Below are 26,400 nucleotides of genomic sequence, written 5' to 3'. Positions count from 1 at the left end.
TCCGATTGCATTCCATGACACCATGGACGTCCATCATGGCGCGCTCGCCTGCCGGTCCGGCCGTAACTCATCCGATGTGCGCCGCCACCACAGGGTGAGCAGGAACGACCCGAGGAGTTGCAACAGGCCATAGACGACGACCGTTGCGACCACCGGCGTTCCCGCGAAGGTGCTGGAAGCGATCACCAAGCCAAGGCCGACATTGCGGATTGAGGTTGTAAGAGCCATCGCCTTACGATCCGCGCTCCACCGGCCGCCGGCACTCCATCCGGCCGCAAGGCTGAAGCCCAGCAGGCTCAGCATGCCCATCATCCTCCCAGCTCGGACATCCAGCAGCTGTGGGAACTGAGACGTGAGGATAAGGACGAGAGCCGCTGCGTTGAGAACCTTGCCGACGGCGACAGCAGGACCTAGCCATCTCTTGGCCAGGTCCGGTCGTCGGTGGCTGATAGCGAGCCCGCAACAAAGGGGTAGAAGTTGTGTCACCATAATAGCTTCGACCATCGCAAAGGCGTGGAGCTGCAGGCCTGTCGCTTCCGTTGTGAGCGGGAGAAGAAAGAAGAGAAGCAGCGGCGCCACGACCACTGACGAGCCGGCTAGGATCACCATCAACCCAACAGCGGTTGCCGTGGCACCGCGAGCGAGGGCTGTCAGGGGAGGGCCATAAGGGGCCCCCGGGCACACCGCGAGAAGGAGAACTCCGACTGCGAAAGGCGGATCGCCGCCCACAAGGAGGATCAGGACAATTGCAGCTGCCGGGACGGCTACGTAATTGATCAGGCCAGCAGAGAGGAGTTGCTGCCCGTTTCCGGCGACACGGATGACGTCCGCAAGCCGGACGCCGAGCCCGGTGGCGAGCATCATCTCGATCAGGGTGACAGCGACGAGAACACTGATCAGCCGGTCCAGGCTCATCCGCATCCCTCCCTAGCCCGCCGCATCGGCCGAGCAGTGCTGGCCATCATGGCGTTGGTTGATCAGGCGGGCTTGACGGTTTGGGACAGACCCTTGACCGGATCGGACAGCGCGGAAGTAGCTTCCGTGAAATAGCCCCAATCTCTGGTTAAGCTGTGCGGTGCCTGAGAAGACTCTGGTTTTCGGTGATGCGTTCAGTTGCTGCGACCGTGCGATTTCGCACCGTGCAGTCGCGCAAGACCCATTAGCTTTCAGTGACGCTTGAGAATACGGCGAGGCGGCCATGACGATGATCAGAAGCATCGTGCCTCCGTCCACGAGTATCGGTCGAGAGAGCTCCTCAACAATTCCGCCAACGGTTCTGGCGGGCCCCGGGCGAACGCTGCCGCCTGGCTACATTCACCTGGGTGTCGCTAAGGAGATAGCCCCGACCTTGCGCGATTTCGGCATCGATCCCGATCCGATCATCCGCGAAGCGGGGCTCGACCCGCATCTGTTCGACGATGGCGCGAACGTGATCCCTCATGCGGCCCTGGGCCGGCTGCTCACGCTGAGCGTGGCGCGTACCCGCTGCCCGCACTTTGGGCTGCTGGTCGGCCAGCGCGCTACGATCCTGTCGCTGGGCATGGTCGGGCGTCTGATGCAGCACTCGGAGACCGTGGGCGATGCCATGCGAGCGCTCGTCTCCAACCTGAGCATTCAGAACCGAGGCTCCGTCCCATCGTTGATGATCATCGGCGACACGGCCCTGTTCACGTTCTCGATCTACCAGCCGAAGGCCGAGAGCGCGGATCAGATCTCGGACGGATCCCTAGCCGTCGCGGTCAACGCCTTGCGTGCCTTGTGTGGTCCCGACTGGAACCCGACCGAGGTTCTGCTGCCACGGGTCGCGCCACCTGATCAGGAACCCTACCGACGCCTCTTTCGGGCTCCCGTTCGCTTCAATCAGGAGACGGCCATCATCGTCTTTCCGACCAGTGATCTGAACTGCCGGATTCCCGGCGCCGACCCCGTTATGCGGGCCCTGCTGGAGGAACGGATCCAACAGATGAAAGGCGCCCAGAGTTCTCTCCTTTCAGACGACATCCGGCGCCTGCTGCGAACCCGGCTGACGAGCAAACACTGCTCGGCAGACGACATTGCCGATCTGTTGGCGATGCACCGGCGCACCCTCAGCCGTCGCCTCAAAGGGAGCGGTATGGGATACAGGGCCATTACGAACGAAATCCGCTTCGAGATCGCCCGCCAGTTGCTGCAGGATACCGCAGTGCCGCTGGGACAGATCGCGGCGGCGCTGGGCTATTCCGAGGCGAGCGCCTTCACCCGCGCCTTCCGGCGCTGGTCGGGCCGGACCCCCACTGCGTGGCGTGGCGAAGGTCATCCGGGCTGACGCGCCGACGGTCAAAACTGTCAAGAGATTGTCCCCACCGGTCAAGCACAGGATTCCGGTGGACCTAGAGTGATCCGACCGGCTGCCGATCCCATAAGCAGCAGCTCGGACGCTCCGCGGCTGTGCTCGCGCGGGATGGTCAGGGAGGATCGCACGATGAACCGAATGATCTGTTTGCGTCTTGGTGGTGTGCCCATGAAATCCGCGTTGGGCCTTCTCGCAGGCATGGCCGTCATTGGCGCATCTGCGTCTGCCGCGCGGGCGGAGGACGGTGCCGCTCAGAACATCCTGAAGGCCATGTCGGACTACGTCAGTCGTCAGGAAAACCTGTCCCTGAAGTACGATGCCGATGTCGAGGTCGTGACACCGGCCGTCGAGAAGATCCAGTTCAGCGCCTCAGGCGATGTCACCATGAACCGTCCGAACAAGTTCCGTGTCAGCCGAACCGGCGGCTACGCCGAGGTCGAGTTGATCTCTGACGGTTCCACCGTGACGGTCTTTGACCGCGGCGGCAAGAGGTTTGCCCAGGTGCCCGCCGCCGGTACTTTCGACGAGGTCGTTGACCGGCTCCGGAACGAGGCTCCGGTCGAAATTCCAGGGGCCGATCTTCTGCTGTCGAAGCCCTATGAGGAGCTGATGGCTGGGGTGCTAGAGGCCAAGCACATTGGTCGCGGTGTCGTGGAGGGTGTCGAGTGCGAGCATCTCGCCTTCCGCAATCTCGATACCGACTGGCAGATCTGGGTCGAGGTGGGTGACCGGCCGGTGCCCCGCAAATACGTCGTCACCAGCAAGGCGGTCGGTGCAGCGCCTCAGTACACGCTACGGCTCCGAGACTGGAAGACCGGCGTCAGTCAGGCACAGGACGCCTTCTCGTTCAAACCGCCGGAAGGCTCCAGCGGTGTTGCGATTACCATGCTCAACGACATCGATGACATCCCGGCCGGTGTCGTTCTCGGAGGTGCAAAATGAACATTCTCATATACGTGGGTCGTGCTGCGCTCGCGCTCATCGCCGGCGGTGCTGCTCTGCTCTGGAGCGGTGATGGTTTCCTTCCGTCCGGGCCGTTCATCAGTCAAGCGGAGGCGAGGGTGGGGCGCCCGGCGACGCCCATGAGCTATGCCGGCGTGGCGCGGCGGACCACTCGCCGGGCTGTCGCCTACGGAACGGCTGCAGGAGCCGCCGCTGCGGGGACATACTACTATGCCGCTCCGGGATGCCAGCAGGTTGTGAACGCCTACGGCCAGATCGTTTACCGCTGCCCGTAGCCAGCCATGATTGGAGCAGACGGTGGATGTAAGACGTCTCCAGGTCGTGGCCGGCGCCCTGTGGGGGCTGATGATCCTGACGGTTGTGTTTCGGGTCGGAGCCAGTCCCGCCTGCGCGCAGCCCGCCGCGGCTCCGGCTGCGCCGCCGCAGGTGCAGGAGCTTCTCAAGCTCCTGGATGATCCGGCCACCCGGACCTGGATCGATCAGCAGCGACAGTCAGCGGCTCCGCCACGCGAGCCCACATCCTCCGAGCCGCAAGGCATGGATTCCCAGATGCTGGCAACGCGGGTCGAGGCGTTGCGGGCGCATCTTGCCGCTCTTGCGGCGGCGGTGCCTCGTCTCCCTCAGGAGGCTGCGCGGGCCGCGGATCTGCTGGCACAGGAGCTTCGCAGCCGATCGCTCCTTGATGTCATGATCCTCATACTCGGCTTTCTTGGCCTCGGCGCCGGAGTCGAGTGGCTGTTCCGGAAGGCCACGGTCACTGCGCACGACCGCAGCGTCTTCCGTCCCGTGCAGACGGCGGCTGAACGTGTTCGAGTGACAGTCTCACGCATGGCGTTTGGCTTGGCCCATGTGGCTATCTTCGGCATTGGGAGCATCGGCGCGTTTCTCGTTTTCGATTGGCCGCCTCTGCTCAAGCGGATCGTGCTTGCCTATCTGTTCGCAGCTCTTCTGCTGCGGCTTGCTCTTCTGGGTGGTCGGATCCTGCTCGCGCCTGAGCCGGTGGGCTACCACGATCCCGCAGCTCTGCGTGTCATTCCCATCAATGATGGGGCTGCCCGATTCTGGTATCGCCGCCTGGTGCTGTTCGTCGGTTGGTTCACGTTCGGCTGGGCGACGGTCGAACTCGTGCATGCTCTCGGGTTTTCTCCCGACGGACGCAGGCTGGTCGCGTATGTCCTGGGCCTCGGCCTCCTGGTGCTGGCGGTCGAAGCCGTCTGGAGATGGCCGCTGTCCACCACTCTCGAGACTGAAAAGGCCGAACATCCTCCCCGGCACCATGTCCTTGGAACGTGGCTGCTGTCGCTCTACCTGGTCTTGCTGTGGGGATTGTGGGTTGCCGGACTGATGGGTCTGTTCTGGCTCCTGATCGTCGTTGTCGTGCTGCCCCAAGCGGTGAAGATCATGCAGCGTTCCGTCCGTCACTTGCTGCGGCCCTCTGAAAATGCGGAAGCCGACAATCAGGCCGGGTTGAGCGCTGTTTACCTGGATCGAGGCATCCGGGCGCTCCTGATCGTCGCGGCAGCCCTATTCCTGGCAGAGATTTGGAACGTTGATCTGGTCGAGTTGACCAGCCGCGACACGGTTGGAACCCGGCTGGTTCGCGGCGCGCTCAGCAGCATTGTCATCCTGCTCGTTGCGGATCTCATCTGGCAGATCGTGAAGACGCACATCGACCTGCGCCTGTCGCGCCTGCAGGCTGAGGCTCCTTCCGGCAGCGAGGCCGCCCTCAGTCAAGCACGGGTCAGAACCTTGCTGCCGATGTTCCGGATGGCGGCCTTCATCATTCTGGCCGCCGTAGCAGTGCTGATGACTCTCTCGTCCCTCGGAGTGGACATCGGCCCGCTGATCGCAGGCGCAGGCATTTTTGGCGTCGCCATTGGCTTCGGCTCGCAGACGCTGGTCAGGGACATCATCAGCGGGATCTTCTACCTGCTCGATGATGCCTTTCGAGTCGGGGAGTACATCCAGAGCGGCAGCTACAAGGGCACCGTGGAAAAACTGGGCTTCCGCTCGGTGAAGCTGCGGCACCATCGCGGTCCTGTTTTCACGATCCCGTACGGACAACTTGGGGCGGTAGAGAATATGAGCCGCGACTGGGTGATCGACAAGCTGACCGTCGGCGTATCCTATGATTCCGACTTCGACAAAGCGAAGAAGCTGATCAAGCAGATCGGCAAGGATCTGGCGGAGGATCCCGAGTTCGCGCCTCACATCATCGAGCCGCTCAAGATGCAGGGTGTCGAGCAGTTCGGCGATTACGGTATCCAGATTCGCCTCAAGATGATGACCAAGCCCGGCGAGCAGTTCGTTATCCGTCGCCGGGCCCTGGCACTGATCAAGAAGGCCTTCGACGAGAACGGGATCAGGTTCGCGTTGCCCACCGTGCAGGTGGCAGGCCGCGACGAGGCCGAGCCCGCCGCTGCCCGGCAGGCTCTTAAACTCGTCAAAGGAGCTCCACCCGAAGAGAGTGCATAGCTGAAGATCACGCCCGCTTTCCCGAACTGTCAAAAGAAAGTCCAAAGCGGTCAAGCAAGCGGATCGTGAGCGGATAAGATGAGTTCGGTTCTGCAGCGGCAGACCTGTCGGGAAGGGGAGAAGCGATGGAGATGCCATCCACCCGCAGGGCAGACGAGCCGGCACCAAGCGATTCCGGCCCGCTCACTGCGGATCTGCGCCGACTGCTTCGGACCGAACTGTTGAGGGATACCTGTTCCGCCGCTACGGTCGCCCGTCTCTTTTCGATGCACCGCCGCACGCTGACCCGACACCTGCGCACCGAGGGACTCGCATTCCGACAGGTGGCGAATGAGGTTCGCTTCGAGATCGCATGTCAGTTGCTGCAGAACACCGACATGGCGCTCAGTCAGGTTGCTGCAGCCCTCAAGTACTCAGAGCCGAGCGCCTTCACGCGGGCCTTCCGACGCTGGTCAGGGCAGACCCCATCGGCGTGGCGCGCCAGCCATCCCCCAGCCCTGAAAGTGCGGTTGCGAAAGGCGCACCGCTCTCGCGCGGATCGAGACTCCTGCAGCCTGCCGAGCCAGTCGGACAAGTGTATCTGATCTGACCATCGGCCTCTTTCAGGAGGAGGCGGACAACTCCGCTGCTCCTATTCCAGACCAAGCAAGACAGAGGCGGCGCTCATTTCCAGCCGGGCAGTCCCAAACTGTCAAAACGTTGGCTCATCGGGTCAAGCAGCGAATGCCGGGTGGATCATACTCGTCTCACCAAACAAGCCGGACAACCGCGACACCGGGCACGGGAGCCGATCCGGCGGCATGGGCGACCCATTAGGGCCGCCCACTGGCAGCACAGCGCGGAGGCAATCATGACGGTTGCGGTTTCAGCCCCAAACACGTCTCAGCAGGGACAGCGGCGGCACGAGAAATACGACCGGCTCATCACAACGGCCCAGTCGCTTCCCAAACTGAAGGTGGCCGTAGCTCACCCTTGCGATGCGGCCTCCATGGGTGCGGTGTTCGAAGCGGTCGAGCTCGGCCTGATCGAGCCGATCCTGGTGGGACCGCCAGACAAGATCCGCGCCGCTGCTGCTGCCCTCAACAGGGATATGCCTCCTGTCCGGATCGTCGAAGCCACGCACAGCCATGCGGCGGCCGACAAGGCGGTTGAGCTCGTCAAGGCTGGAGAAGCCGAGGCCCTGATGAAAGGCAGCCTCCACACGGACGAGCTCATGGGCGCCATAGTTCGGCGCGAAGGCGGCCTGCGGACCGCGCGCCGCATCAGTCATTGCTTCGTCATGGACGTTCCCGGCCATGAGACTGCGCTCATCATCACGGATGCGGCGGTGAACATCGCGCCGACGTTGGAGGACAAGGTCCACATCGTGCAGAATGCCATAGACCTTGCTCGCGCTCTCCGGGTCGATCCAGTGCGCGTTGCGATTCTGTCGGCAATGGAAACCGTCAATCCGAAGGTGCCCTCGACCATCGAGGCGGCGGCCTTGTGCAAGATGGCTGACCGCGGGCAGATCACCGGCGGCATCCTCGACGGTCCGCTGGCCCTCGACAATGCAATCGATCTTGGTGCCGCGGCGATCAAGAAGATCCAGTCGCCGGTAGCTGGCCAAGCCAATGTACTCGTCGTTCCCGATCTCGAAGCCGGCAACATGTTGGCCAAGAGCCTGACCTTCCTGGCCGATGCGGATGCAGCTGGCATCGTGCTCGGCGCCCGCGTGCCGGTCATCCTTACAAGCCGGGCCGACTCGACGATCACGCGACTCGCTTCCTGCGCCGTAGCCTCGCTCGTGGCCGACGCGCAGCGCAGGCAACTCGCCCTTCCGGAGATCTGAGCCATGACGCCCGTCCTCATCGTCCTCAACGCGGGATCATCGAGCCTCAAGTTCCAGGTCTACGACATGCTCGACGGCGCGGAGCCGCAGCTCGTGTGGAAGGGGCTCTACGAAGGCCTAGGGGACACCGCGCATTTCATTGTCAAGGACGCCGACGGGACGATCCTCGAGGAAAAGACATGGGTCGGGGGCAACCAAACTGGGCACGAGGAGGCGCTGATGCACCTCGTCTCGTGGCTGAGCCAGTTTCGGGAGGAGCGCAAGCCCGTGGCCATCGGGCATCGCGTCGTCCATGGCGGCGAGACCTTCTCTGCTCCGGTGCTGGTTGACGAATCCGTCGTCCAGCGGCTTGAGCTGCTGGTGCCGCTCGCGCCGTTGCATCAGCCGCACAACCTCGAGCCGATTCGGATCGTGCGCCGGCGCCTGCCGGGGATGCCGCAGGTTGCCTGCTTCGACACCGCCTTCCACCAGACCCAGTCCGACATCGCCACCTTGTTCGCCCTGCCGCGCGAGATGCGCGAGAGCGGCGTGCGGCGCTACGGCTTCCACGGTCTCTCCTACGATTACATCTCGTCCGTGCTCAAGGACTATGAGCCACGCCTTGCGGAGGGGCGGGTGATCGTCGCCCATCTCGGCAATGGCGCCAGCCTGTGCGCACTCAAGGATGGCGTCAGCGTCGCAACGACCATGGGCTTCTCGGCCCTCGATGGACTTCCGATGGGAACCCGCTGCGGCGCCATCGACGCAGGCGTCGTCTTCTACATGCTGCGGGAAATGAAGCTCAGTCCGGATGAGGCCGAAGGCGTGCTTTACAAGAGATCGGGATTGCTTGGCGTGTCCGGCCTCTCAAACGACATGCGCGTGTTGCGGGGCCATGCCGCGACCAATGCCGATGCCAAGCGTGCCATCGACATGTTCGTGTATCGCATCACGCGTGAAATCGGCTCACTCGTCGCAGCTCTGGGCGGCATCGACGGTCTCGTCTTCACGGCCGGTATCGGCGAGAATGATGTGGCGACCCGCGCTGAGGTAATGGCCGGTCTTGCCTGGACTGGACTCACACTCGATGACGCCATCAACCGCACCGGAGGCCCATGCATCTCTTCCGGAGACGGCCCCATGGCGTGGGTCATCCCCACTAACGAAGAACTCGTGATCGCTCGGCAGACGCGAAGCGTGCTCGGCGGCATGCAAGCCAAACTCGCATCCTGAACAGGGAGGTTGTTGTCATGGAAACGTTGAAGACCAGGCCAGACGAGAAGGCCCGACAGGAGCTTGCGGACGAGACGTTCATGTCGGCTGCGGATCTGCGGACCTACATGACCGAGATGCAGATGGCGAAGGCGTCCAAGTCGCTGGACGGCATGGACCGCGCCGAGAAGGCGCGCCAGGACCTGATCAAGCGGATGGCCGAGCCCATCGACCTGACGCCGGAGCGCCTGAAGGACATCCTGCAGCCGTTGAAGGCGAAGCTGAAGGCGGCGGCGGAGCGGGGTCAGACCGAGCTCATGGTGATGCGGTTCCCCAACACGCTGTGCACCGACCACGGCCGCGCGATCAACAACTCTGATCCGGCATGGCCCGACACCCTCACCGGGAGGCCGCGCCAGGCCTACGAACTGTGGCGCGACCAGCTCCGGGATGCCGGATTCAAGCTCAGCGCCTTGATCATCGAGTGGCCGGGCGGGATGCCAGGGGATGTCGGCTTCTTCCTCAAGTGGGGCGATACAAAACGCTGATCCTGTCCTGCAACCTTCGTTAGGTGGACGATGGCAATGCAAACTGCAACGCAACGGGTCGAACCAAAGGTCGAGCGCAGCGAGGACCGTGTCCAGTCAGGGTTGGAGCAACTCGCCCAAGCGCAGACGAAGGTCACGGAAGTCTACCAGGAGCGGTACGCGCAGGCCGCGCAGCGCTATCTCGATGCGGTGAGGGCCGCGAGCGAGCCATTGCGAGATGAGCCGTTCCGTGTGACGTCGCCGCTGGATGTCTTGCGTGATGTCAGCTCCTACTGGGTCGACTTCACCCAGCGCTCGATCCTGTTCTGGGACACGCTGCGCCAGCGTGGCAACAACTGGGTCGAGCACGAGAAGGCGGGCAAGCCGCCGCTGCTGGACTTCGACTGGCAGATGGTCGCAGATGCGCGCACCTTCGAGCGTCCTGTGAACTACGCTCTCGTGCGCATCGTCCCGCCGGAGGGCATCCAGACCGATCCCGAACTCCGACCCTTCGTCATCATCGATCCACGGGCGGGCCATGGTCCTGGCATCGGCGGATTCAAACAGGACTCGCAGGTCGGCGTAGCACTCAAGGCGGGGCACCCGGTGTACTGCGTGATTTTCTTCCCCGAGCCGATGCCTGAGCAGACGCTGGCGGATGTTTCTCGCGCTGAGGCCGAGTTCCTTCGCATCGTCGGCGGCCGCCATCCGAAGACTCGCAAGCCTGTCCTGTTCGGCAACTGCCAGGGAGGATGGGCATCCATGCTCGTCGGCGCTATGGAGCCTGACCTGGTAGGACCCATCGTCATCAACGGTGCGCCGATGTCGTACTGGGCGGGCAACGACGGCGAGAACCCGATGCGCTATGCCGGCGGCATGCTCGGCGGCGCCTGGCCTGCGCTCCTGGCCAGCGATCTCGGCGCGGGCACGTTCGATGGCGCCTACCTCGTCGAGAACTTCGAGTACCTCAATCCGGCAAACACCTACTTCGACAAGTACTACACGCTCTTTTCGAAGATCGACACGGAGCCGGAGCGCTTCCTGGAGTTCGAGCGCTGGTGGGGCGGGTTCTTCCTGATGAACAGGCAGGAGATCCGCTGGATCGTCGAGAACCTGTTCGTCGGCAACAATCTGGCCGATGGCGATGCCGAATGGTCCGAGGGACGCGCCTTCGACCTGCGGGCGGTCAAGTCGCCGATCATCCTGTTCGCATCACTCGGGGACAACATCACGCCGCCGCAGCAGGCTTTCAACTGGGTCGCCGACCTTTATCCGACCACGGAAGCTCTCAAGGCGAACGGGCAAGTGATCGTCGGTCTGATGCACGAGAGCGTTGGCCATCTCGGCATCTTCGTCTCTGGGTCGGTCGCCAAGCGCGAGTACACCCAGATCACCGACCTGATCGGCTACATCGAACATCTGCCGCCCGGCCTTTACGGAATGCAGGTCGAGGAGCAGAGCGACAACGGAAGCGTGCGCTACGACGTGCTTCTCACCGAGCGTCGGGTCGAGGACCTTCAGGTTCTGCAGAGATACAGCCGCAAGGACGAGATGCCATTCCAAGCAGTCGAGAAGACGTCGGAAGCGCTCGTCTCCGCCTATGAGACCTTCGTCCATCCTGCCATGACGGCAACCGTAACACCCACTGGAGCGGCCATGAGACGGGCCATGCACCCGCAACGGGCGCAGCGCTGGGCGGTGTCCGATCTTAATCCGTTCCTGTGGCCGCTGAAAGGCATGGCGGACATGGCGCGGGCGAACCGGGTGTCACGCAACAGCGATGGCCCGATGACCATGATGGAGCAATGGACCGCCGCTGTGACCTCCGCTTCATGGGACCTTTATCGAGACCTTCGCGATGCAACGGTCGAGAACACATTTTTCCGCACCTACGGTCCGGCTGGCATCGGCATGGCCGTGGAGGAGAAAGAGGCTGTTCCTGAGGAGCTCAACGATGTGCGGAATGCTCCGCCGGTGAAGGATGCGCTGACGCATATCGAGGAGGGCGACGCGACGAGGGGCATGGTCCGGGCGGCGCTCCTATTGATGAAGGCCGGCACAGGCCGACGCAGGCTATCGACCATGAAGCGCGCGCGCGAACTCGTTGGCAAAGAGATCGGCTTGCTCGATATGCCGGCGGAGGTTGCCCAGGCGATCATCCGTGAGCAGTCCTATATCGTCGACTTCGAACCGGTAAAGGCGCTCACCGCGCTGCCGAAGCTCCTGCGCACCTCCGCGGATCGGCGCAGGCTGCTCGATCTGCTCGACCGCGTCGAGGGCCGGATCGAGGCCAACGAGAAGCAGGTCACGCTGATGAGCGAGATCCGGCGCCTCCTCTCCGACGGTGACACAAGCCGCAAGACGGAAGCCGAGCCGATCACCGTGACGCTGGCAGACGGTAAAGCAGAGGTTCGTTCTGAAGCGATGGTTAGGCAGAGATCCGCCCGTCATGCACGCGACACCCGACGCACGAGGGCGAACCCATGAACGATGAACCGGCCAAAGTGGCCAGGACCGCTGTCCAGTCGAACATCCTCCACGGGAGGCGTGCTCTTGTCATCGGCATCGCCAACGAACATTCGATTGCCTATGGCTGTGCTCGGATCTTTCGCCAGCTCGGGGCTGAGCTCGCAGTCACGTATGTCAACGAGAAGGCAAAGCCCTATGTCGAGCCTCTCGCCAAGGAGCTCGGAGCCTCGATCTTCGCACCATGCGACGTGGCTCAGAGCGGACAGCTCGAGGCTGTCTTCGAACAGATCAGCGCGACTTGGGGAAGCCTCGACATCGCGCTCCATTCCATCGCGTTCGCGCCGAAGGAGGATTTGCAAGGACGGCTCGTCGACAGTTCCAGTGAGGGGTTCAAGGTGGCGATGGACATCTCCTGCCATTCCTTCATCCGCATGGCGCGACTCGCCGAACCGTTGATGCGCGAAGGCGGAACGCTTCTGGCGATGAGCTATCACGGCGCGAATAAGGTCGTTCCGAACTACAACCTGATGGGTCCGGTGAAGGCGGCGCTGGAGAGCGCCGTCCGCTACCTTGCCTATGAGCTCGGTGACAAACACATCCGGGTGCATGCCGTGTCGCCAGGACCGTTGAAGACGCGGGCGGCCTCTGGCCTCAAGGACTTCGACGTCCTGCTGTCCGAGGCCATCGAGCGCGCTCCCATCGGCGAATTGGTTGACATCGACGATGTGGGTCTTACGGCCGCCTATTTGGCGACGCCATTTGCGCGGCGGCTCACCGGGATGACCATCTATGTCGACGGCGGACTCAGTATCGTGGCGTGACAGGTCCAACGATTACGGGAGGTTTCAATGACCTTCATCCCTTTCGCATCGGGTTGGCGTGCAGGCATCGCGGCATTCCTTTTCCTGCTGGCTGGCGGCGTTATGGCCCAGGCGCCAGATTTGCAGACTCCGCAATCGCAAGGACAAAAGCCACGCCAGTCGGTTCAGCAGCAAAAAGACCCGCAGAGTTCCGCAAGTAAAACTCAGGCCGAGGCGGACCGAAGGTTCCGCGAAATGGACCGCCGGCTGAACCGCACTCTGCGCAGCGTCTGCAACGGGTGTTAGCGAAAAGCCGACCAGGAGGAGAGTGGGAGAAACGATATGAGCGTGTCACTTAACCCAGCGGCCCCTCATCACCTGCCGGTCTTCATCACCGCGCCCGGCGGAACCGATGTTCTGCTGGTGGCCGTGGCGGTGTTCCTGTTGCTCGCCGTGCTGGCGGTAGGGCTGCTGTTCCTGCGCCTGCACACCCTGCCGGAACGGATCGCCCACAGAGGCCACAAGCTGCAATTCGAGATCGTCGCCATTCTGGGCCTGCTGGCGCTGTTCACGCACGTGCATCTGTTTTGGGTGGCTGGGCTGCTGCTCGCTCTGATCGATATTCCCGACTTCGGCAATCCGCTGCGTCGCATCGCCGGATCGCTGGAAAAAATCGCCGGCATTCCCCCGGGCGAAGGTGCTGGCGAAGCTCCGGATGAGATCGGCGCTGCTCGCCCGGCCATTGAAGAATCGACTGAAAGTGCCGTCGAAGTGCCGAAAACCATCACTTTGCCCCGCATGCCGAAGGAGCGAACCCATGCTTGAGCTTCTTCTCTGCTCCCTGTTGACGATCCTGCCGGATTATCTCTACCGCCGCTATGGCCAAGGCAAGCGCATCGGTAAAGAGATTACCCTCTACTCGGTCTGGTTCGAATTGCGTTGGGGCATCGTGTCGTGCCTGATGCTCACCATCGGGCTGATCACGGTAGTCTTCTACAATCATCCGTCGACCACGAACGCCACTGCATACTTCCGCACTATTCCCGTTCTGCCCGAGACCAATGGGCGTGTGGCCGAGGTCTATGTCGATGGTGTCAGCGGCGAGGTTAAGCAAGGCGCGGCGCTCTTCCGTCTCGACAGCTCCAAGCAGGAAGCGGCCGCAGAGACCGCTCGCCGCAAGATCGCCGAAGTCGAAGCCGCGCTCGTTGTCGCGAAGACGGATATCCAAGCTGCCGAGGGCAAGATCGTGGAGGCCCGGAGCGCCTACCAGCAGGCGGTGGATGAACTGGAGACCAAGCAGGAGATCTACCGGCGCAACCCTGGTGCCGTGGCGACACGCGATATCGAGAAGCTGCAGGTCGCTGTGCAAGGCCGTCAGGGCACTATCGATGCCGCCACTGCGGCCAAGCAGCAGGCCGAGGCGCAGCTCTCCACACTGCTTCCCGCACAAAAGGCCAGCGCCGAAGCTGAATTGGCACAGGCTGAGGTGGACCTCTCGAAGACCGTCGTCCGGGCAGGAGTGGACGGGCGGGTCGAGCAGTTCACGCTGCGGGTGGGCGATATCGTCAATCCACTCATGCGCCCGGCCGGAGTTCTGATCCCGGAAGGGGCCGGACGGGGACGCCTGCAGGCGGGCTTCGGGCAGGTTGAGGCGCAGGTGATGAAGGTCGGGATGGTGGCCGAGGCCACCTGCGCGTCGAAACCCTGGACAATCATCCCAATGGTGGTCACCGGGGTTCAAGACTATATCGCCGCGGGTCAGATCCGCAGCGGCGAGCAGTTGCTGGACGCGCAGCAGGTCGCGCGGCCGGGAACCATCCTGGCTTTCCTGGAACCGCTCTACGAAGGCGGGTTCGACGGGGTCACCCCCGGCAGCAGCTGCATCGTCAATGCCTATACCAGCAATCATGAGGAAATCATCGCGCCTGAAACCAGCGCGATGCGAGGGCTCGTCCTTCACGCGGTGGATGCTGTCGGGCTTGTGCATGCCATGATCCTGCGCATCCAGGCGCTGCTCTATCCCATCCAGACTCTCGTGCTCGGTGGGCACTGACAGCAAGATAGACGGCAGGCTTCGCCCTCTGCCGTCTGGAGCAGGCGAGGGGCAATCCCTCAATGTCGGAGAAGCGTTCAAGGAGGACGATCCATGGCCACCATGTCAAAAAATTCAGGAACATCGGATACGCTGCGAAGCGGTGCTATTTTTACTGTATCAGACGACAGGACGCGCGCCCTGGCGAATGCCACGGAGACGTGGTTCGCCGCAGCCACCGAATGCCAGCGCGAGATGATGAGCTTCGTGTCGATGCGTCTGGAGAAGGACGCTGAGACCACCCGTGAGATGATGGGCTGCAGAAACGTCGCAGACGTGACTGCTATCCAATCCCGCTGGATGGAAGACACCCTGCGTGACTACAATTCCGAGATCGGCAAGTTGATGACCATCTGCACCAAGTCCCTGAATGGTGACGGTCGGACCAGATGATGGGTTCCAGCCATCGTGAAAGCCGAGCAGCCAGAGAGCTGAACATCGATTGGCTGGCATCGGTCCTGAAATGCCAAGCCGATGTCCTCTTGTGTCAAGCGCTAAGAGGGTTCGCGGTCTAAAAATGCGCAGAATCTGAGAGGCTCGCGTGACCGTGCATTCGGGCGACGGGCTTTTCACCAAAGGCTGGGCACTCGACAGGTTCCGGATTCGCCTCAGCCTATGAGAACGTGAGACAAGGGAGAGATCGATGCTCACAATCCGCAGCACTCTTCGTTATGGTCTGGTTACCCTTGCAGTGATGTTCGCATCAGGACCGGTGGCACCAGCATGGGCCGCGACAGGGACGGTCTACGTCGAGATCGCGAAAGCCGGGTTCATCGTCGGTGTCGGCGGCGGCAAGGGCACGCTCGTTTTTCAGGGACGACGATATCCGCTGAGTATCGGCGGCTTGAGTTTCGGCGCAACGATTGGGGCCTCGAAGGCCGATCTGACCGGACGCGCCTACAACCTGCGCCGGGCTTCCGACATCGCCGGTACATATACAGCCGTTGGCGTGGGAGCCGCCGCTGGCGGTGGCGCATCGAGCATTCGTCTGCAGAATGCGAGAGGTGTCGTCCTCGAGCTGCGGGGCCGCAACATTGGTCTGGAGCTGAACGCCAACGTAAGCGGCATCGAGGTCAGCCTGCGATGAGCCTCAGCAGCCTCAGCGGCCTGAAATCGCCTCCCTGACGTGGACCAGCTTGTTGAGCTTCTGCTGGTCCACGCCGAGTTCGCCGGCCCACTCACAGAGAGCAGAGTTGTAAAGCCGGGCGAGGAAGCGTGTCGGGTTGTCGGCGCTGCCCTTCAATCTCACGAGCTCGTTCAGGGCTTGCCTCAGCATCGTACGGTCCACCGCCATGGCCTCACCTGTTTCCCAGTTTTCGAAGCAAGCGAATCTGCGGTTAGTGCGCCCAGCCGTCAAAGGCTCAAAAGGCTTACGGTCCGCCTTCGATCCGCGCTTATCTTGAGTTCCCTGAAGCCAATACCTTGGTACCCCTGGCGAAGGCGCCGACGGCGGTGAGGGCCTCGCAACGTCTCTGGGTCTCAAAATGCCAAGCGCTTGTCCCAGACGATCAAGCACGTTCTCCGGATGGGAGCACAATGGTGGCTCAGTCCGGACAGCCTGCCTCGATTCATTCGGTGCACCTGTCGGAAAGCGGAGGATCATCATGAACAAGCTACTCTTGGCTCTGAGTGCCCTCGCAATAGGTGCTCTTCTGATCCCGGACGTTGCCGAAGCCCAACGCGGCGGACGCGGCGGTGGCGGCTTTGGAGGCGGAGCCCGTATGGGCGGGGGTGGATTCGGTGGTGGCGGAGGCGCCTTCCGGGGTGGGGGAGGCTTCCGCGGCGGCAGCTTCGGGGGAGGGTCCAGGATGTATATTCCTGGGAGCACTGGGAGCTTAAGAGGCGGGGCGATAGCCGCACGGCCCGGCGCACCGAGCCGCGTGGCCGGCATCCAGCCAGGAACCAGGGGCTTTCGTCAGGCCGCGATCAGCAATCCTAGCGGCCGTTTCGACAACCGCCCTGGCAACAGAGGCGACTACTTCGGCAATCGTAATGATTGGCGGTACGGCGTACGCCCGCCCGGCACGTGGGGCGGACGCTATCCCTACTATCGTGGGCGGTACCCCTATTATGGCGGCTACTATGGGCGCTATCCGTACTATGGAGGATGGGGACTGGCCACAGGAGCGGTTATCGGGGCAGCGGCCACGTATCCGTATTATGGCTATCCATACTCTACGTACCAAACGCCAGTGGCATCGGCCGCCGGCGGCTACTGCGTGACGCCAGCTCGAACCTGCGCTCTGACCAATCCCGCGCCCATCGGAGTCGGCTGCTCCTGCCGCACTCCGGGCGGGCGGGCCCGTGGCACTGTGCAGTGACCGCTTCGCACTAACGGACCACCTCCGAGCTGGATGACCATTCGGTTCCTCAGAGGCTGCGGATCACAACGGTTTCCTGGTGTCGGAAAACTTCCGGCACCAAGCTGTGTGCCTATGTCTGGGAACAGCAGTCTTGCCGGTCTGAGAGCGATGGTCTCGAATGGTCCAAGACACTTACAATTCGGCATAGGATTCGCGACACAGGTAAGCCGCTATGCTGGATTGGTTTCGGCCTGGGGATTATGCGGATTTCCAACCCGGTCGGCTTCCGGATCAATCAGCACAAATCCCACAAGCGCTCCCAGAATGACCAGAGCTCCCGCGATCAGGAGGGCTGTGCGGACCCCGTCCGCCGGATGAGCGCCGACGTCAACCATCATTCCTGTGACCACCGGGGCGAGGGGGCCAGCCAGCGTCGTGATCGCATTGGTGACACCGAGGACCGCCCCGCGCCGTTCGACCGGAGTGACCTCGGCAACCAGGACCGGTCCAAGCACGAACATCACGTTGCAGAGGGAGAAGGCGATCACGGTGCATACGATGACCCCCAGCGACCCTTCTGATTGGGCCAAGAGGATGACGATCAGACCAGCAGCGAGGGTGCTTGCGCACGCCACCGATCCGCATGCCAGCCGACTCGAGGCGCCGCGCCGCTTCAGACCGTCGGACAATATCGATATGCCAGGAAGAAGCACGATCTGACCGAGGGACACAAGCATCATGATCCAACCGGCCTGGGCCGGCGTGTAGCCGTAGGCCTGGGTCAGAAATGCCGGCAGCCAGACGACGGCCAACGTCAGTAGCCAATAGGCGCAGAAGCCGACAACTTGGACGCCGACAACCGTCCGGCACTTGAACAGGCGGCGGTAGGACAGATGGGCAGCAGATTCTCTGGAGCTGACGCGATCCGGAGTGACCGGGCCCTCGCGAGCCACCAGCAGCCATGCGACGCACCAAGCCAAGCCAATCGCTCCGAGAAAGCCGAAGGCGGCATGCCAGGACCACGCGGCAACAATGGTGACAATCAAAGGCGCCGCGATCCCGTTGCCAGCCAAGGCGCCGATGGCGATGAGACTGGTCGGGACAGCACGGCGTTCGTTCGGAAACCATTTGTAGGCAGCATGCAGCGCAACCGGGTAGGCAGGCCCTTCGCTGAAGCCGAGGGCGACCCGGTTTACAATTAGGGCTGCCACCGACACCGACAGCAGCATGGGCAACTGGCACAAGGACCAGATCAGCGCCAGCGCAGCCAGCACCCACTTGCTGGCGACGCGGTTCACCGCGAACCCGCCGATCACGCCTCCTACTGAGAAGAGGGTGAAGAAGCTCGTTGCGATGAGGCCGAATTCGGTGTGGCTCAACCCCAGTTCCTGCATGATTGGGACTGCGGCAAGGCCGAGCACCGCCCTGTCGGCGAAATTGATGAGCATGAACAGGAACAGCAGGCCCACGACGATCCAGGCATGGGTTCGATCCGCTCCTTCAGCCGCGAGCGTCGTCCGCGGGCGCACCTGCTCCATGGCCTCGCCCCTTCGTTGTCGGAATGTGAGAACTTGCCACAACCGTGCCATTGGCGCCATGGCCGTGGCTCCAGGCCAAGGCCCGCGTCCACGTCTGAGCCATGGAGCAGGGGATGTCAGGCCTGGCGCAGGAAGATCTCGAGGCGCCTATGCCCAGCAGTCAGGACACGATGGTCAGGCTCAACAGGCCAAAGCCGAGGAGCAATTCGCGCGCCATGTGTCGTGACGTGCGGTCAGTGGATCTTGCGGATCGGCTTCGCCCACTCTCGTTGGCAGAACACTGCTTGGGTGTGTGAGCTACCGCGTCGTCGCGATTTGTATGATGTGCCTCCCGACTTACGGCTTGGCATGGGCGAACGCGCCAGACGCCGACTTCACTGACACCATGGCCTGTAGTCATGGTCGGTGACGCCGCGTCTGAACGCGAAGAAGCGCGGTCGAGGGACTGGCCAGCTCCGACCTGCGGCACATCCTTACCAGTAGCGGCGGTAGGCCACGCGTGGTCCGACGTAGCGTGGGCCGTAGTAGCCCCGGTATGCGCCATAGTAGCGAGGTCCGTAATAACGGGGTCCATAGTAGACGCGTCGCGGGTAGTAGCGTGGGCCGTAATAAACCGGGCGCGGGTAATAGTAACGCGGCGCGTAGTAGCCGGGCCAGGGTCCGTAATAGCCATAGCCATAGGCTGGATACCCATAGCCGTAGGCTGGGTATCCATATCCATAGGCCGGGGCAGTGGCGGCCGCGGTGATCAGGCCCCCGAGGATGGCCCCGCCGACCAGCCCAGCCGCGACAGCCCCGCCGCCCCAGCCGTGATGATGGTGATAATAGCCGCGGTAGCCGCGCCCGTACTGAGCATCCGCAGTTCCGGCACTGCCGGTTACGATCAGGGCGGCAGCGGCGAGAGTTGCAAGTTTCCTCATGTCAGCCTCCATAGGCTTATGGTCTGCCCCCGCTATCGTTTCACATCACGCGCCGTCAGCATCGCGGCTACCGTCTCAGCCGCGACTTCTGTGTTGCACCGCCCTCTTCGCCGCCACCGGGAACCGTGTTGAGGCATAACCTGACCTGATTGTCGTCCGTGTCGCGCATGGTCAGGCAGACCTCCGCTTCTTCCAGGCAATCGGCCGGGTTGCCGTAGCGGATGCACAATTCCTCGCTTTGAGTCCGGATGGTGTTGATGAGGCCATAAACGAAGTTGCCGGCCCGGTCGGGCGGCGTCATCGGTTTGCGCGCCTCTGACTTGGTGCGCCCGGACCGCTTGGAAGCAGGCACGGTCGACTTTGAACCGATCTCGGACGCCAGCTGCGCCTGTCCAGGCATGGGATCATCCGCCAGGGCTGCAGTGGCGGAGAGGGACAGGCCCAGCAAATTCGCCGCCAGAACAGATACAATCCGTCTTTTCCGCACTGCCCTCACACCGATCATGGTCGCTCTCCGCTATGGTGCCCGATGTCGGTTCGCGTGAGCAGCCCATCAAAGGGGAACAGGGATAGGGCTGCGTCGCTCGCATGGCATCAAAGTACATCAAGCCGTCGGCTATGCTTGACCGCTTGGGACATGGCGTTGACACTTTAGGACGCGTTGTCGGCATTGCTGCAGAGGCTGGAACACTAACCGAAGCCGCTATTGCCGTTATCGGGAGCAGCGCTGATACGAAGTGCCGGTCGTGTCCTGCTCGTTGAAGTAGCGTTTAAGCGAGCCGTCTGGCTGAGTTGCCATCAGAACCCTGACCTCGTTGCCCGCCACGGCATTGGTGCAGCCGAGGACGAGACGCTGACGGTCTCCGGCTGGCCTGACCGATTTGATGCGGCACGACGCCTGGGGCGTTCTGAGGCGGTTGCCGGAGACGATGAAGGCAGGCGCGAAGATATCGACCGGCTTTTTGAACGTGGTCCCTTTCCCGGCTGATGAGTAAACCTCCGCACAATCCATGCCGCCTGACAGCCAGGCACCTTGGTATCCCGAGGGGCCTCCCTGCGCCATCGCGCCCGACACAGCTGCTGACGCGGCGATGCCAAGGCCAACCCCGGCGGTGCGGATGAATTCTGCTACTCGCATCGTGTCCTCCTGCCAACTAACATCCGTTCATGATCGTCCTGGTTGGAATCCTGCCGGCCAGGAAAGATCACTGTAAACGGGGCAGGGGGGCATGCTTGACTGGCGAGGACAATCTCTTGGCAGTTTGAGCCAGCGGTGCTGGGTTTATTGCCGCTTCTTTTCGGCTCCGGCGCGTTCCGTCGAAGTAGTGTTCGCCGCCGCCTCGACCCGACGATGCGGCATCAATCAAACCCATGGCCGCGAGGATCTTTGCAGATTGGGACAAAGTCGGCATCTCGTCAGAGTGCCATCCTGAGGGGTGCGTTTCCGGTCAAAACTGTCAAGAGATTGTCCCCTCCGATCAAGCACGATGGTCCGGGTGGGCTAGGGTGACGCTGAAAGGCAGAGAAGTCCATGAAGCCTCTTCTGGTGTCCATCGTTCTTGCCGGTTTCGCCACAGGCGCCATCGCACAGTCAGGCCCAACGACCCTTGGCATGACCTGCGCCCAAGCCAGAGGGATTGTGGCCTCGCAGGGTGCAGCCGTGCTGCGCACCGGTCCGACAACCTATGACCGCTATGTGCGCGATGGGACCTTCTGCGCGCTCCAGGAAACCGCACACCCGGCCTGGGTGAGGACAGCCGATATTCCGCAATGTCCGGTTGGTGGAGTGTGTCGCTCCGTCGGCATCGACAACGGGCCGTGAGGGGGAGACCGGCAGGCCTGCACACGAAGATCAAGGGGAGGGATCATGAGGGACAATCCGTATCCCACCGCACGTCCGATGCCCGAGGCATCCCTGTTCAGGGCATTCCCGATCAGGCCGTCTCTCCTGTGGCTGTTGGTCCTTGCGCCTGTCGCAGCCTTGTTCGACCACGCCGACGCCATCCCGGCCAGCGTAGTGTTCTTCTGCGCGGCTCTGGCCATCGTGCCGTTCGCCAAGCTCATCGTTCAGGGCACCGAGCAGGTCGCCGTCCATACCGGGTCGACGATTGGAGGACTCCTTAACGCCACCTTCGGCAACCTGCCGGAGCTGATCATCGCCATGGCAGCTCTGCGGGCAGGCCTATTGGAGATGGTGCGCGCTTCAATCGTCGGGGCGCTGCTCGCCAACCTGCTTGTGGCCCTCGGAGTATCTTTCCTGCTCGGCGGCCTGCGGCACCACAACCAAGAGTACAATCCGAACGCGATACGGGTCTATTCATCGACCATGGTACTGGCCTGGATCAGCCTCGCGCTTCCGAGCGCCTTCCACCGGGCCCTGGATTCGGAACCTCACCTTGGCGTTCATGCCACTCTGGATCTCGTCGTGGCAGTCGTACTGCTGGGCCTGTATGGGCTCTTCCTATTGTACTCCCTGAGAACCCACCCGGAGACCTTCGCCGAGCTGAATGCGCCTTCTGAGGAGAAAGGCGGGAAGCATCCAAGCCTCAGGTTGGGTATCGCGACCCTGTCGATCGCCTCTCTCGGCGCTGCTTGGATGAGCGAGATTCTCGTCGGTGCCGCCGAACAAGCCGGGCACACGTTGGGCATGTCGCAGATGTTCATGGGCGTGATCGTGCTCGCACTCGTCGGTGGTGCAGCGGAGTCCGGGTCGGCCATCGCCATGGGTCGGGCCAACCGTCCCGATCTCAGCATCGGTATCGCCTTGGGGAGCTGCGTGCAGATTGCGCTGTTCGTCGCGCCGATCCTGGTGCTGGTTGCACCCGTCATGGGACAGCCCCAGTTCCGGCTGGTGTTCTCCCAAGCCGAGATGTGGATGCTATTCGGGGCAGTCCTGCTCGGGGCAACCGTGACCACGACAGGCCGGTCCAATTGGTTCAAGGGCGCGCAGCTGATCGCGCTCTATTTGATTATCGCAACCATCCTGTACTTGATCCCGGCGGCTGCGCAGTAGGGCAGGGCAATGTTGCTGCAGCTTCTCCTCGGTGGGGCGGTCAGCCTAGGCAACATCGCCATCCATGCCGCTGTGATGACAATTGTCGTAAGCACTGCCCGCCGGGCGCTGAAGTGGGGACGGGGCCGGCCCCAAGTTTGGCTCGCCGCCGTCATGGTCTCAACCGTTGGGATCCTTATGGTCGCGCATGTGGGCGAGGTGATGGTGTGGGCGCTCGCCTATGCGATCCTGAATGTCGCTCCCCCCGGCGCCGATGTGCTCTACTTCGCATTCGTCAACTATGCGACCCTCGGCTATGGCGACGTGGTGCCGTTGGAGCGCTGGCGCCTGCTCGGCCCAATGGCGGCAATGAACGGCGCTCTCCTGTTCGGCTGGTCGACGGCAGTCATCTTCGAGGTGCTGAGGCAGTCCATGGGCATCCGCAATCGGAATGACTAACTCTGAATGTGTGAAAAGGCATGAGATGCCGCCGCGATATCATCAATGCCAATGGCCGGCTTTGTTGATCTATTGCCGCGATGCCGAGTCAAACCACGGAGGTAGACCCGTTGAGCGCCACGTGAAGTGAGATAGTGAGGCCAGGTGTAGCTTTCCGAATATTGTCCATGACAGGCTCCGCACAGCGGAGGCTCGGTCTTGCCAATCGAGCCGTGTAACGGCAATCTCAGCTCAACAAGAAGTTCAGCGGGTGGTTGCCGGAGCATTGTCTCGTCGGGCAACAGAACAAGGGAAACGGCCACATCATGACCATGAACAGCGCGAAGACTGTCTCCAGCAATAGAGACGATGCGACTTTGCTCGAGTGCCGGGTAGGGCTTCTCAGCCGCCGGTCGTTTCTTACTGGCTCGGCCGCTGGTATCGGCGCATTGGCACTGGCCGGTTGCGTGACATCCGATGGCATGAGCGTCGCCGAGGCTGCAAAGGTCTACGGGCCGGTGCCTAACGAGAAATTCCCGATCCCGGCAATCGATGTCAGCAAGGTCGATCCGAAATATTATCGCCGGACCGTTCGCTATGAAACCAAAGAGGCACCCGGTACAATCATCGTCGATCCCAGCAATTACTATGTCTATCGCATTGAGGGCGACGGGAACGCCACTCGCTATGGCGCCAATGTCGGGCGCGACGGATTCCGGTGGAGCGGGGAGGCTTATGTTGGGCGCAAGGGCGAGTGGGCAACATGGACTCCGCCCAGGGAGATGATCAAGCGCCAGCCGGAGGCGGCCAAATGGGCCCGCGGCATGCCCGGCGGACTCGACAATCCGCTCGGCGCGCGCACGCTTTATCTCTATCAGAACGGCGCCTACACGCTCTACACGATCTATGCCAGCCTCGATGCTGAATCGATTGGCAACGGCATCACAAGCGGCTGCGTGGGCCTGCTCACGCAGGACATGATGCACCTGTACGACCAAACGCCGGTCAAGACGAAGGTGATCGTCCTGCCGGCTTGAGCCACGGCGCTCGCCTTCTCCAGTTGCGCATGGAGCGGGATTGCGGGAACGCCGAGGGTGGGCCTCGGCGATGCAAGGGAGGCCCCGGCGCATATTCATAACATTGTTTCATTTCGTCGGCCGTGGCCTGCCCGTCGGTAGCGACGGCACTCCCGCATGCTGCAGTCGCAGAGCAAAGGCGCTGTCAGATCCTGTCGTCACCTGATATAGACACTGACGTTACGCAATCTGACGGATGTATCGGTCCGATGGGAGGAACAATGAAAACGACGTTGAAGCTCGGCTTGGCCATGGCCGTCACGATGGGTCTGAGCGGCGCAGCGCTGGCCCAGACGAAGGAGATCCGCGTCCTTCTGGCTAACCATCCGTATGGTGAGGTTCTCAAGGCCGCGATCCCGCAATTCGAGCAGCAGAGCGGCATCAAGGTCAATGTCGAGAGTCTGCAGGAAAGTCAGCTCACGACCAAGCTGACCACCGAATTCGCCACCAACTCGTCGTCGGTAGACGTATTTATGACGCGTCCGCTGCAGGACGGAAAGCTCTTCGCCAAGAACAAGTGGTACGAGCCTCTGGGCGGTTACGACTTCTCGGATTATCCGGCGAACACAGTGAGCATCGTGACCTATGACGGGCAGCCGAACATCGTGCCGCTGGTCACGGAATGGCAGGTGTTGTTCTACCGCAAGGACCTCCTCGAGGCCGCCGGCCTGAAAGTGCCGACGAATTTCGACGAGCTGACCGCCGCTGCGGAGAAGCTCAACACCGGAGGCCTAGCGGGCTTCGCATCCCGCGGGAAGGGTGCTGCGGCCGTTACCCAACTCTCCACCTTCGTCTACAATTTCGGCGGCAACTATCTCGACAAGGGTGTGGCGGTCTTCGACTCCAAGGAGGCGGTTGACGGGATTCGCTATTACGGCAAGCTCGTCGGCAGCTACGGCCCTCGCGGCGTGACCTCCATGTCGTGGGAGAATATCCTGCCGCTGTTCCAGGCAGGTCGCATCGCCATGTGGACAGACGCGTCCGTGTTCTACGGCCAGCTCACTGATCCGGCGAAGTCGTCGCTCGGCGCAGACAAGATCGGCATCGCCAACGTTCCAGCAGGGCCCAAGGCGAACTCCCCATTCTACGTGACGTCCTGGGGCATTGCCATGGCAAGCCAGTCGAAGAAGAAGGATCTGGCCAAGACCTTCCTTGAATGGGCGACCAGTAAGGAACTTGCCGCCAAGGCGATGGAGGCGAACATCACGATGGCGCGGACTTCGGTCTGGGAAGACAAGGCCGTTACCGCCAAGGTCGATCCCGGCCTCGTCGAGACGCGTGCCTTCGTGGCAAAGAACGGTAATCCGTCGGACCGGCCCTTCATGAGCGCCGTGGGCGAAGCCCGCGACCTGATCGGCGAGATCATCATCGAGTCGATCAACACGAAGGGCGAGTCTCCGCAGATCGACCAGATGGCGAAAGATCGTGCGGTCAAGGTGAACACGCTGCTGCGTGACACGGGCGAATACGGGCAGTAATGCTCTAAAAGTGCCGTGCCGCTTGGAAAGCGGCACGGCACAACCTGAATCATCCGGCTACTGCAACTCTCGGAAAGTCATGACTCAGAACAGCTATACGGACAGCAATATCCGCTGGATCTATCCTCTGCCGGCGATCCTCTTCGTTGCGCTGCTGATGGTCTTTCCTGTCCTCTACACCACCTATATCAGCCTGACGAACTGGACTCTGACCTCGGGTACGGCACCGTCCTTCATCGGCCTCTCCAATTATGGTCAGGTGCTGCTCGAGCCGCGCTTTCTGCAGGCCCTGTGGCGCACCTTCGTCTTCACGTTCTCCGCCGTGGCCGTCGAGGCAGTTCTCGGAGTCGCAGCTGCCCTGCTGCTGAACCGTGTCTTTGTTGGGCGGAGCGTGGTGAAGCTCCTGCTCTTGCTGCCTCTCGTTGCGACGCCAGTCGCCGTGGGCATCGTATTCAACCTTTTCTATGATCCGACGATCGGTCTGGCCAATTACGTTCTGGAATCTCTTGGGCTGCCGGGCAGCTCCTGGATTTCCCATGCCGACACGGTCCTGTTCTCCCTGGTGCTGGTCGATGTGTGGCAATGGACGCCCATGATCACGCTGATCGTGCTCGCCGGCCTCGCTTCTCTCTCCGACGAACCGGCTGAGGCTGCACGGATCGACGGCGCGAACGAGTGGCAGATCATCAGGCTCATCACGCTTCCGATGGTCATGCCGGTCATCGTCACGGCTGTAATCCTGCGCCTGATCGACGCTCTCAAGACCTTCGACATCATTTTCGCGATGACAGGCGGAGGTCCGGGCTACGCCTCGGAGACGCTCAACCTCATCGGCTACAAATACAGCTTCGAGTATTTCCGCATGGGTCAGGCCGCCGTCATCCTGATGGTGCTCTTTCTCATCGTGCTCGCGTGCAGCGTAGCGATCACACGCCTCGGCAAGCGCATCGAGCGTTAAGCAACGGCACTCAGCGC

28 protein-coding genes are annotated in these 26,400 nt (G+C 62.2%); 22 read left to right on the top strand and 6 right to left on the bottom strand.

Going from position 1 to position 26,400, the window contains the following annotated elements; all coding sequences use genetic code 11:
- Positions 1 to 33 precede the first annotated feature (33 nt).
- On the bottom strand, positions 34 to 915 hold the full coding sequence (locus BLP10_RS00305; protein WP_175493708.1) for a bile acid:sodium symporter family protein: 882 nt from the start codon (positions 913 to 915) through the stop codon (positions 34 to 36).
- Between the two features lie 283 nt (positions 916 to 1,198).
- Between BLP10_RS00305 and BLP10_RS00300 the strand changes: the two genes are divergently transcribed.
- From BLP10_RS00300 to BLP10_RS00230, 15 genes are all read left to right on the top strand, one after another.
- Positions 1,199 to 2,305 (top strand): AraC family transcriptional regulator, encoded by a 1,107-nt coding sequence (locus tag BLP10_RS00300; RefSeq protein WP_244510334.1) that lies wholly within the window; start codon positions 1,199 to 1,201, stop codon positions 2,303 to 2,305.
- A 195-nt stretch (positions 2,306 to 2,500) separates the two neighbouring features.
- A complete protein-coding gene (locus BLP10_RS00295) occupies positions 2,501 to 3,274 on the top strand; it encodes a DUF2092 domain-containing protein (protein ID WP_091129927.1) in 774 nt (257 codons plus the stop codon).
- The gene (locus tag BLP10_RS00290; protein WP_091127933.1) at positions 3,271 to 3,570 is read left to right on the top strand and encodes a hypothetical protein; all 300 of its coding nucleotides are present in this window, start codon (positions 3,271 to 3,273) and stop codon (positions 3,568 to 3,570) included. Before BLP10_RS00295 ends, BLP10_RS00290 begins: the two co-directional genes overlap by 4 nt.
- A 22-nt stretch (positions 3,571 to 3,592) precedes the next feature.
- Positions 3,593 to 5,770 (top strand): mechanosensitive ion channel family protein, encoded by a 2,178-nt coding sequence (locus tag BLP10_RS00285; protein ID WP_244510333.1) that lies wholly within the window; start codon positions 3,593 to 3,595, stop codon positions 5,768 to 5,770.
- 131 nt (positions 5,771 to 5,901) lie between these two features.
- Entirely contained in the window at positions 5,902 to 6,354 is a 453-nt protein-coding gene (locus tag BLP10_RS00280; protein ID WP_244510332.1) for a helix-turn-helix domain-containing protein, read from the top strand.
- A gap of 266 nt (positions 6,355 to 6,620) precedes the next feature.
- Positions 6,621 to 7,601: a phosphate acetyltransferase gene (locus BLP10_RS00275; RefSeq protein ID WP_091127928.1), complete on the top strand. Its 981-nt coding sequence runs from the start codon at positions 6,621 to 6,623 to the stop codon at positions 7,599 to 7,601.
- Positions 7,602 to 7,604: 3 nt separating this feature from the next.
- Complete coding sequence (locus tag BLP10_RS00270) at positions 7,605 to 8,813, top strand: acetate/propionate family kinase (RefSeq protein ID WP_091127925.1); 1,209 nt, start codon at positions 7,605 to 7,607, stop codon at positions 8,811 to 8,813.
- A gap of 17 nt (positions 8,814 to 8,830) precedes the next feature.
- The gene (locus BLP10_RS00265) at positions 8,831 to 9,340 is read left to right on the top strand and encodes a hypothetical protein (RefSeq protein WP_091127922.1); all 510 of its coding nucleotides are present in this window, start codon (positions 8,831 to 8,833) and stop codon (positions 9,338 to 9,340) included.
- Positions 9,341 to 9,376: 36 nt separating this feature from the next.
- The gene (locus BLP10_RS00260; protein ID WP_091127919.1) at positions 9,377 to 11,806 is read left to right on the top strand and encodes a DUF3141 domain-containing protein; all 2,430 of its coding nucleotides are present in this window, start codon (positions 9,377 to 9,379) and stop codon (positions 11,804 to 11,806) included.
- Positions 11,803 to 12,609 carry an enoyl-ACP reductase FabI gene (gene fabI, locus BLP10_RS00255; RefSeq protein ID WP_091127916.1) on the top strand — a complete coding sequence of 269 codons (807 nt, stop codon included), beginning with the start codon at positions 11,803 to 11,805 and terminating at the stop codon, positions 12,607 to 12,609. Before BLP10_RS00260 ends, fabI begins: the two co-directional genes overlap by 4 nt.
- A 27-nt stretch (positions 12,610 to 12,636) precedes the next feature.
- Positions 12,637 to 12,894, top strand: a complete 258-nt coding sequence (locus BLP10_RS00250; RefSeq protein ID WP_091127914.1) for a hypothetical protein — start codon at positions 12,637 to 12,639, stop codon at positions 12,892 to 12,894.
- A 36-nt stretch (positions 12,895 to 12,930) separates the two neighbouring features.
- Positions 12,931 to 13,413: a hypothetical protein gene (locus tag BLP10_RS00245; RefSeq protein WP_091127911.1), complete on the top strand. Its 483-nt coding sequence runs from the start codon at positions 12,931 to 12,933 to the stop codon at positions 13,411 to 13,413.
- A complete protein-coding gene (locus BLP10_RS00240; protein ID WP_091127908.1) occupies positions 13,406 to 14,641 on the top strand; it encodes an HlyD family secretion protein in 1,236 nt (411 codons plus the stop codon). Before BLP10_RS00245 ends, BLP10_RS00240 begins: the two co-directional genes overlap by 8 nt.
- A 93-nt stretch (positions 14,642 to 14,734) precedes the next feature.
- On the top strand, positions 14,735 to 15,073 hold the full coding sequence (locus tag BLP10_RS00235) for a phasin family protein (RefSeq protein WP_091127906.1): 339 nt from the start codon (positions 14,735 to 14,737) through the stop codon (positions 15,071 to 15,073).
- Between the two features lie 250 nt (positions 15,074 to 15,323).
- Positions 15,324 to 15,767, top strand: coding sequence for a lipid-binding SYLF domain-containing protein (locus tag BLP10_RS00230; RefSeq protein WP_091127903.1), 444 nt, complete (start codon positions 15,324 to 15,326; stop codon positions 15,765 to 15,767).
- Positions 15,768 to 15,779: 12 nt separating this feature from the next.
- Here the strand turns inward: BLP10_RS00230 and BLP10_RS23030 are convergent, their stop codons facing one another.
- Complete coding sequence (locus BLP10_RS23030; protein ID WP_175493707.1) at positions 15,780 to 15,974, bottom strand: hypothetical protein; 195 nt, start codon at positions 15,972 to 15,974, stop codon at positions 15,780 to 15,782.
- 310 nt (positions 15,975 to 16,284) lie between these two features.
- Here BLP10_RS23030 and BLP10_RS23025 point away from each other — a divergent pair, with 310 nt between their 5' ends.
- The gene (locus tag BLP10_RS23025; RefSeq protein WP_175493706.1) at positions 16,285 to 17,001 is read left to right on the top strand and encodes a hypothetical protein; all 717 of its coding nucleotides are present in this window, start codon (positions 16,285 to 16,287) and stop codon (positions 16,999 to 17,001) included.
- A 212-nt stretch (positions 17,002 to 17,213) separates the two neighbouring features.
- Here BLP10_RS23025 and BLP10_RS00220 read toward each other — a convergent pair whose 3' ends face one another.
- From BLP10_RS00220 to BLP10_RS00205, 4 genes are all read right to left on the bottom strand, one after another.
- Entirely contained in the window at positions 17,214 to 18,521 is a 1,308-nt protein-coding gene (locus BLP10_RS00220) for an MFS transporter (protein WP_091127898.1), read from the bottom strand.
- A gap of 473 nt (positions 18,522 to 18,994) precedes the next feature.
- The gene (locus tag BLP10_RS00215) at positions 18,995 to 19,441 is read right to left on the bottom strand and encodes a hypothetical protein (protein WP_091129920.1); all 447 of its coding nucleotides are present in this window, start codon (positions 19,439 to 19,441) and stop codon (positions 18,995 to 18,997) included.
- Positions 19,442 to 19,508: 67 nt separating this feature from the next.
- On the bottom strand, positions 19,509 to 19,946 hold the full coding sequence (locus BLP10_RS00210) for a hypothetical protein (protein WP_091127895.1): 438 nt from the start codon (positions 19,944 to 19,946) through the stop codon (positions 19,509 to 19,511).
- Positions 19,947 to 20,153: 207 nt separating this feature from the next.
- Complete coding sequence (locus tag BLP10_RS00205) at positions 20,154 to 20,579, bottom strand: hypothetical protein (RefSeq protein WP_091127893.1); 426 nt, start codon at positions 20,577 to 20,579, stop codon at positions 20,154 to 20,156.
- Between the two features lie 393 nt (positions 20,580 to 20,972).
- Here BLP10_RS00205 and BLP10_RS00200 point away from each other — a divergent pair, with 393 nt between their 5' ends.
- The 6 genes from BLP10_RS00200 to BLP10_RS00175 all read left to right on the top strand — a co-directional run bounded on the left by BLP10_RS00200 (position 20,973) and on the right by BLP10_RS00175 (position 26,383).
- Positions 20,973 to 21,263 (top strand): hypothetical protein, encoded by a 291-nt coding sequence (locus tag BLP10_RS00200; protein WP_091127889.1) that lies wholly within the window; start codon positions 20,973 to 20,975, stop codon positions 21,261 to 21,263.
- 45 nt (positions 21,264 to 21,308) lie between these two features.
- Positions 21,309 to 22,454: a calcium/proton exchanger gene (gene cax / locus BLP10_RS00195; RefSeq protein WP_244510331.1), complete on the top strand. Its 1,146-nt coding sequence runs from the start codon at positions 21,309 to 21,311 to the stop codon at positions 22,452 to 22,454.
- 9 nt (positions 22,455 to 22,463) lie between these two features.
- The gene (locus BLP10_RS00190; protein ID WP_091127884.1) at positions 22,464 to 22,892 is read left to right on the top strand and encodes a potassium channel family protein; all 429 of its coding nucleotides are present in this window, start codon (positions 22,464 to 22,466) and stop codon (positions 22,890 to 22,892) included.
- 311 nt (positions 22,893 to 23,203) lie between these two features.
- Positions 23,204 to 23,908: a L,D-transpeptidase gene (locus tag BLP10_RS00185; RefSeq protein WP_425286928.1), complete on the top strand. Its 705-nt coding sequence runs from the start codon at positions 23,204 to 23,206 to the stop codon at positions 23,906 to 23,908.
- A gap of 260 nt (positions 23,909 to 24,168) precedes the next feature.
- Positions 24,169 to 25,425 carry an ABC transporter substrate-binding protein gene (locus BLP10_RS00180; protein WP_091127879.1) on the top strand — a complete coding sequence of 419 codons (1,257 nt, stop codon included), beginning with the start codon at positions 24,169 to 24,171 and terminating at the stop codon, positions 25,423 to 25,425.
- Between the two features lie 79 nt (positions 25,426 to 25,504).
- Positions 25,505 to 26,383: a carbohydrate ABC transporter permease gene (locus BLP10_RS00175; RefSeq protein WP_091127878.1), complete on the top strand. Its 879-nt coding sequence runs from the start codon at positions 25,505 to 25,507 to the stop codon at positions 26,381 to 26,383.
- Positions 26,384 to 26,400: the final 17 nt, after the last annotated feature.

The organism is Microvirga guangxiensis, from assembly GCF_900102135.1.
Taxonomy (GTDB): domain Bacteria; phylum Pseudomonadota; class Alphaproteobacteria; order Rhizobiales; family Beijerinckiaceae; genus Microvirga; species Microvirga guangxiensis.
This window is presented reverse-complemented; position numbering and strand designations above follow the sequence as displayed.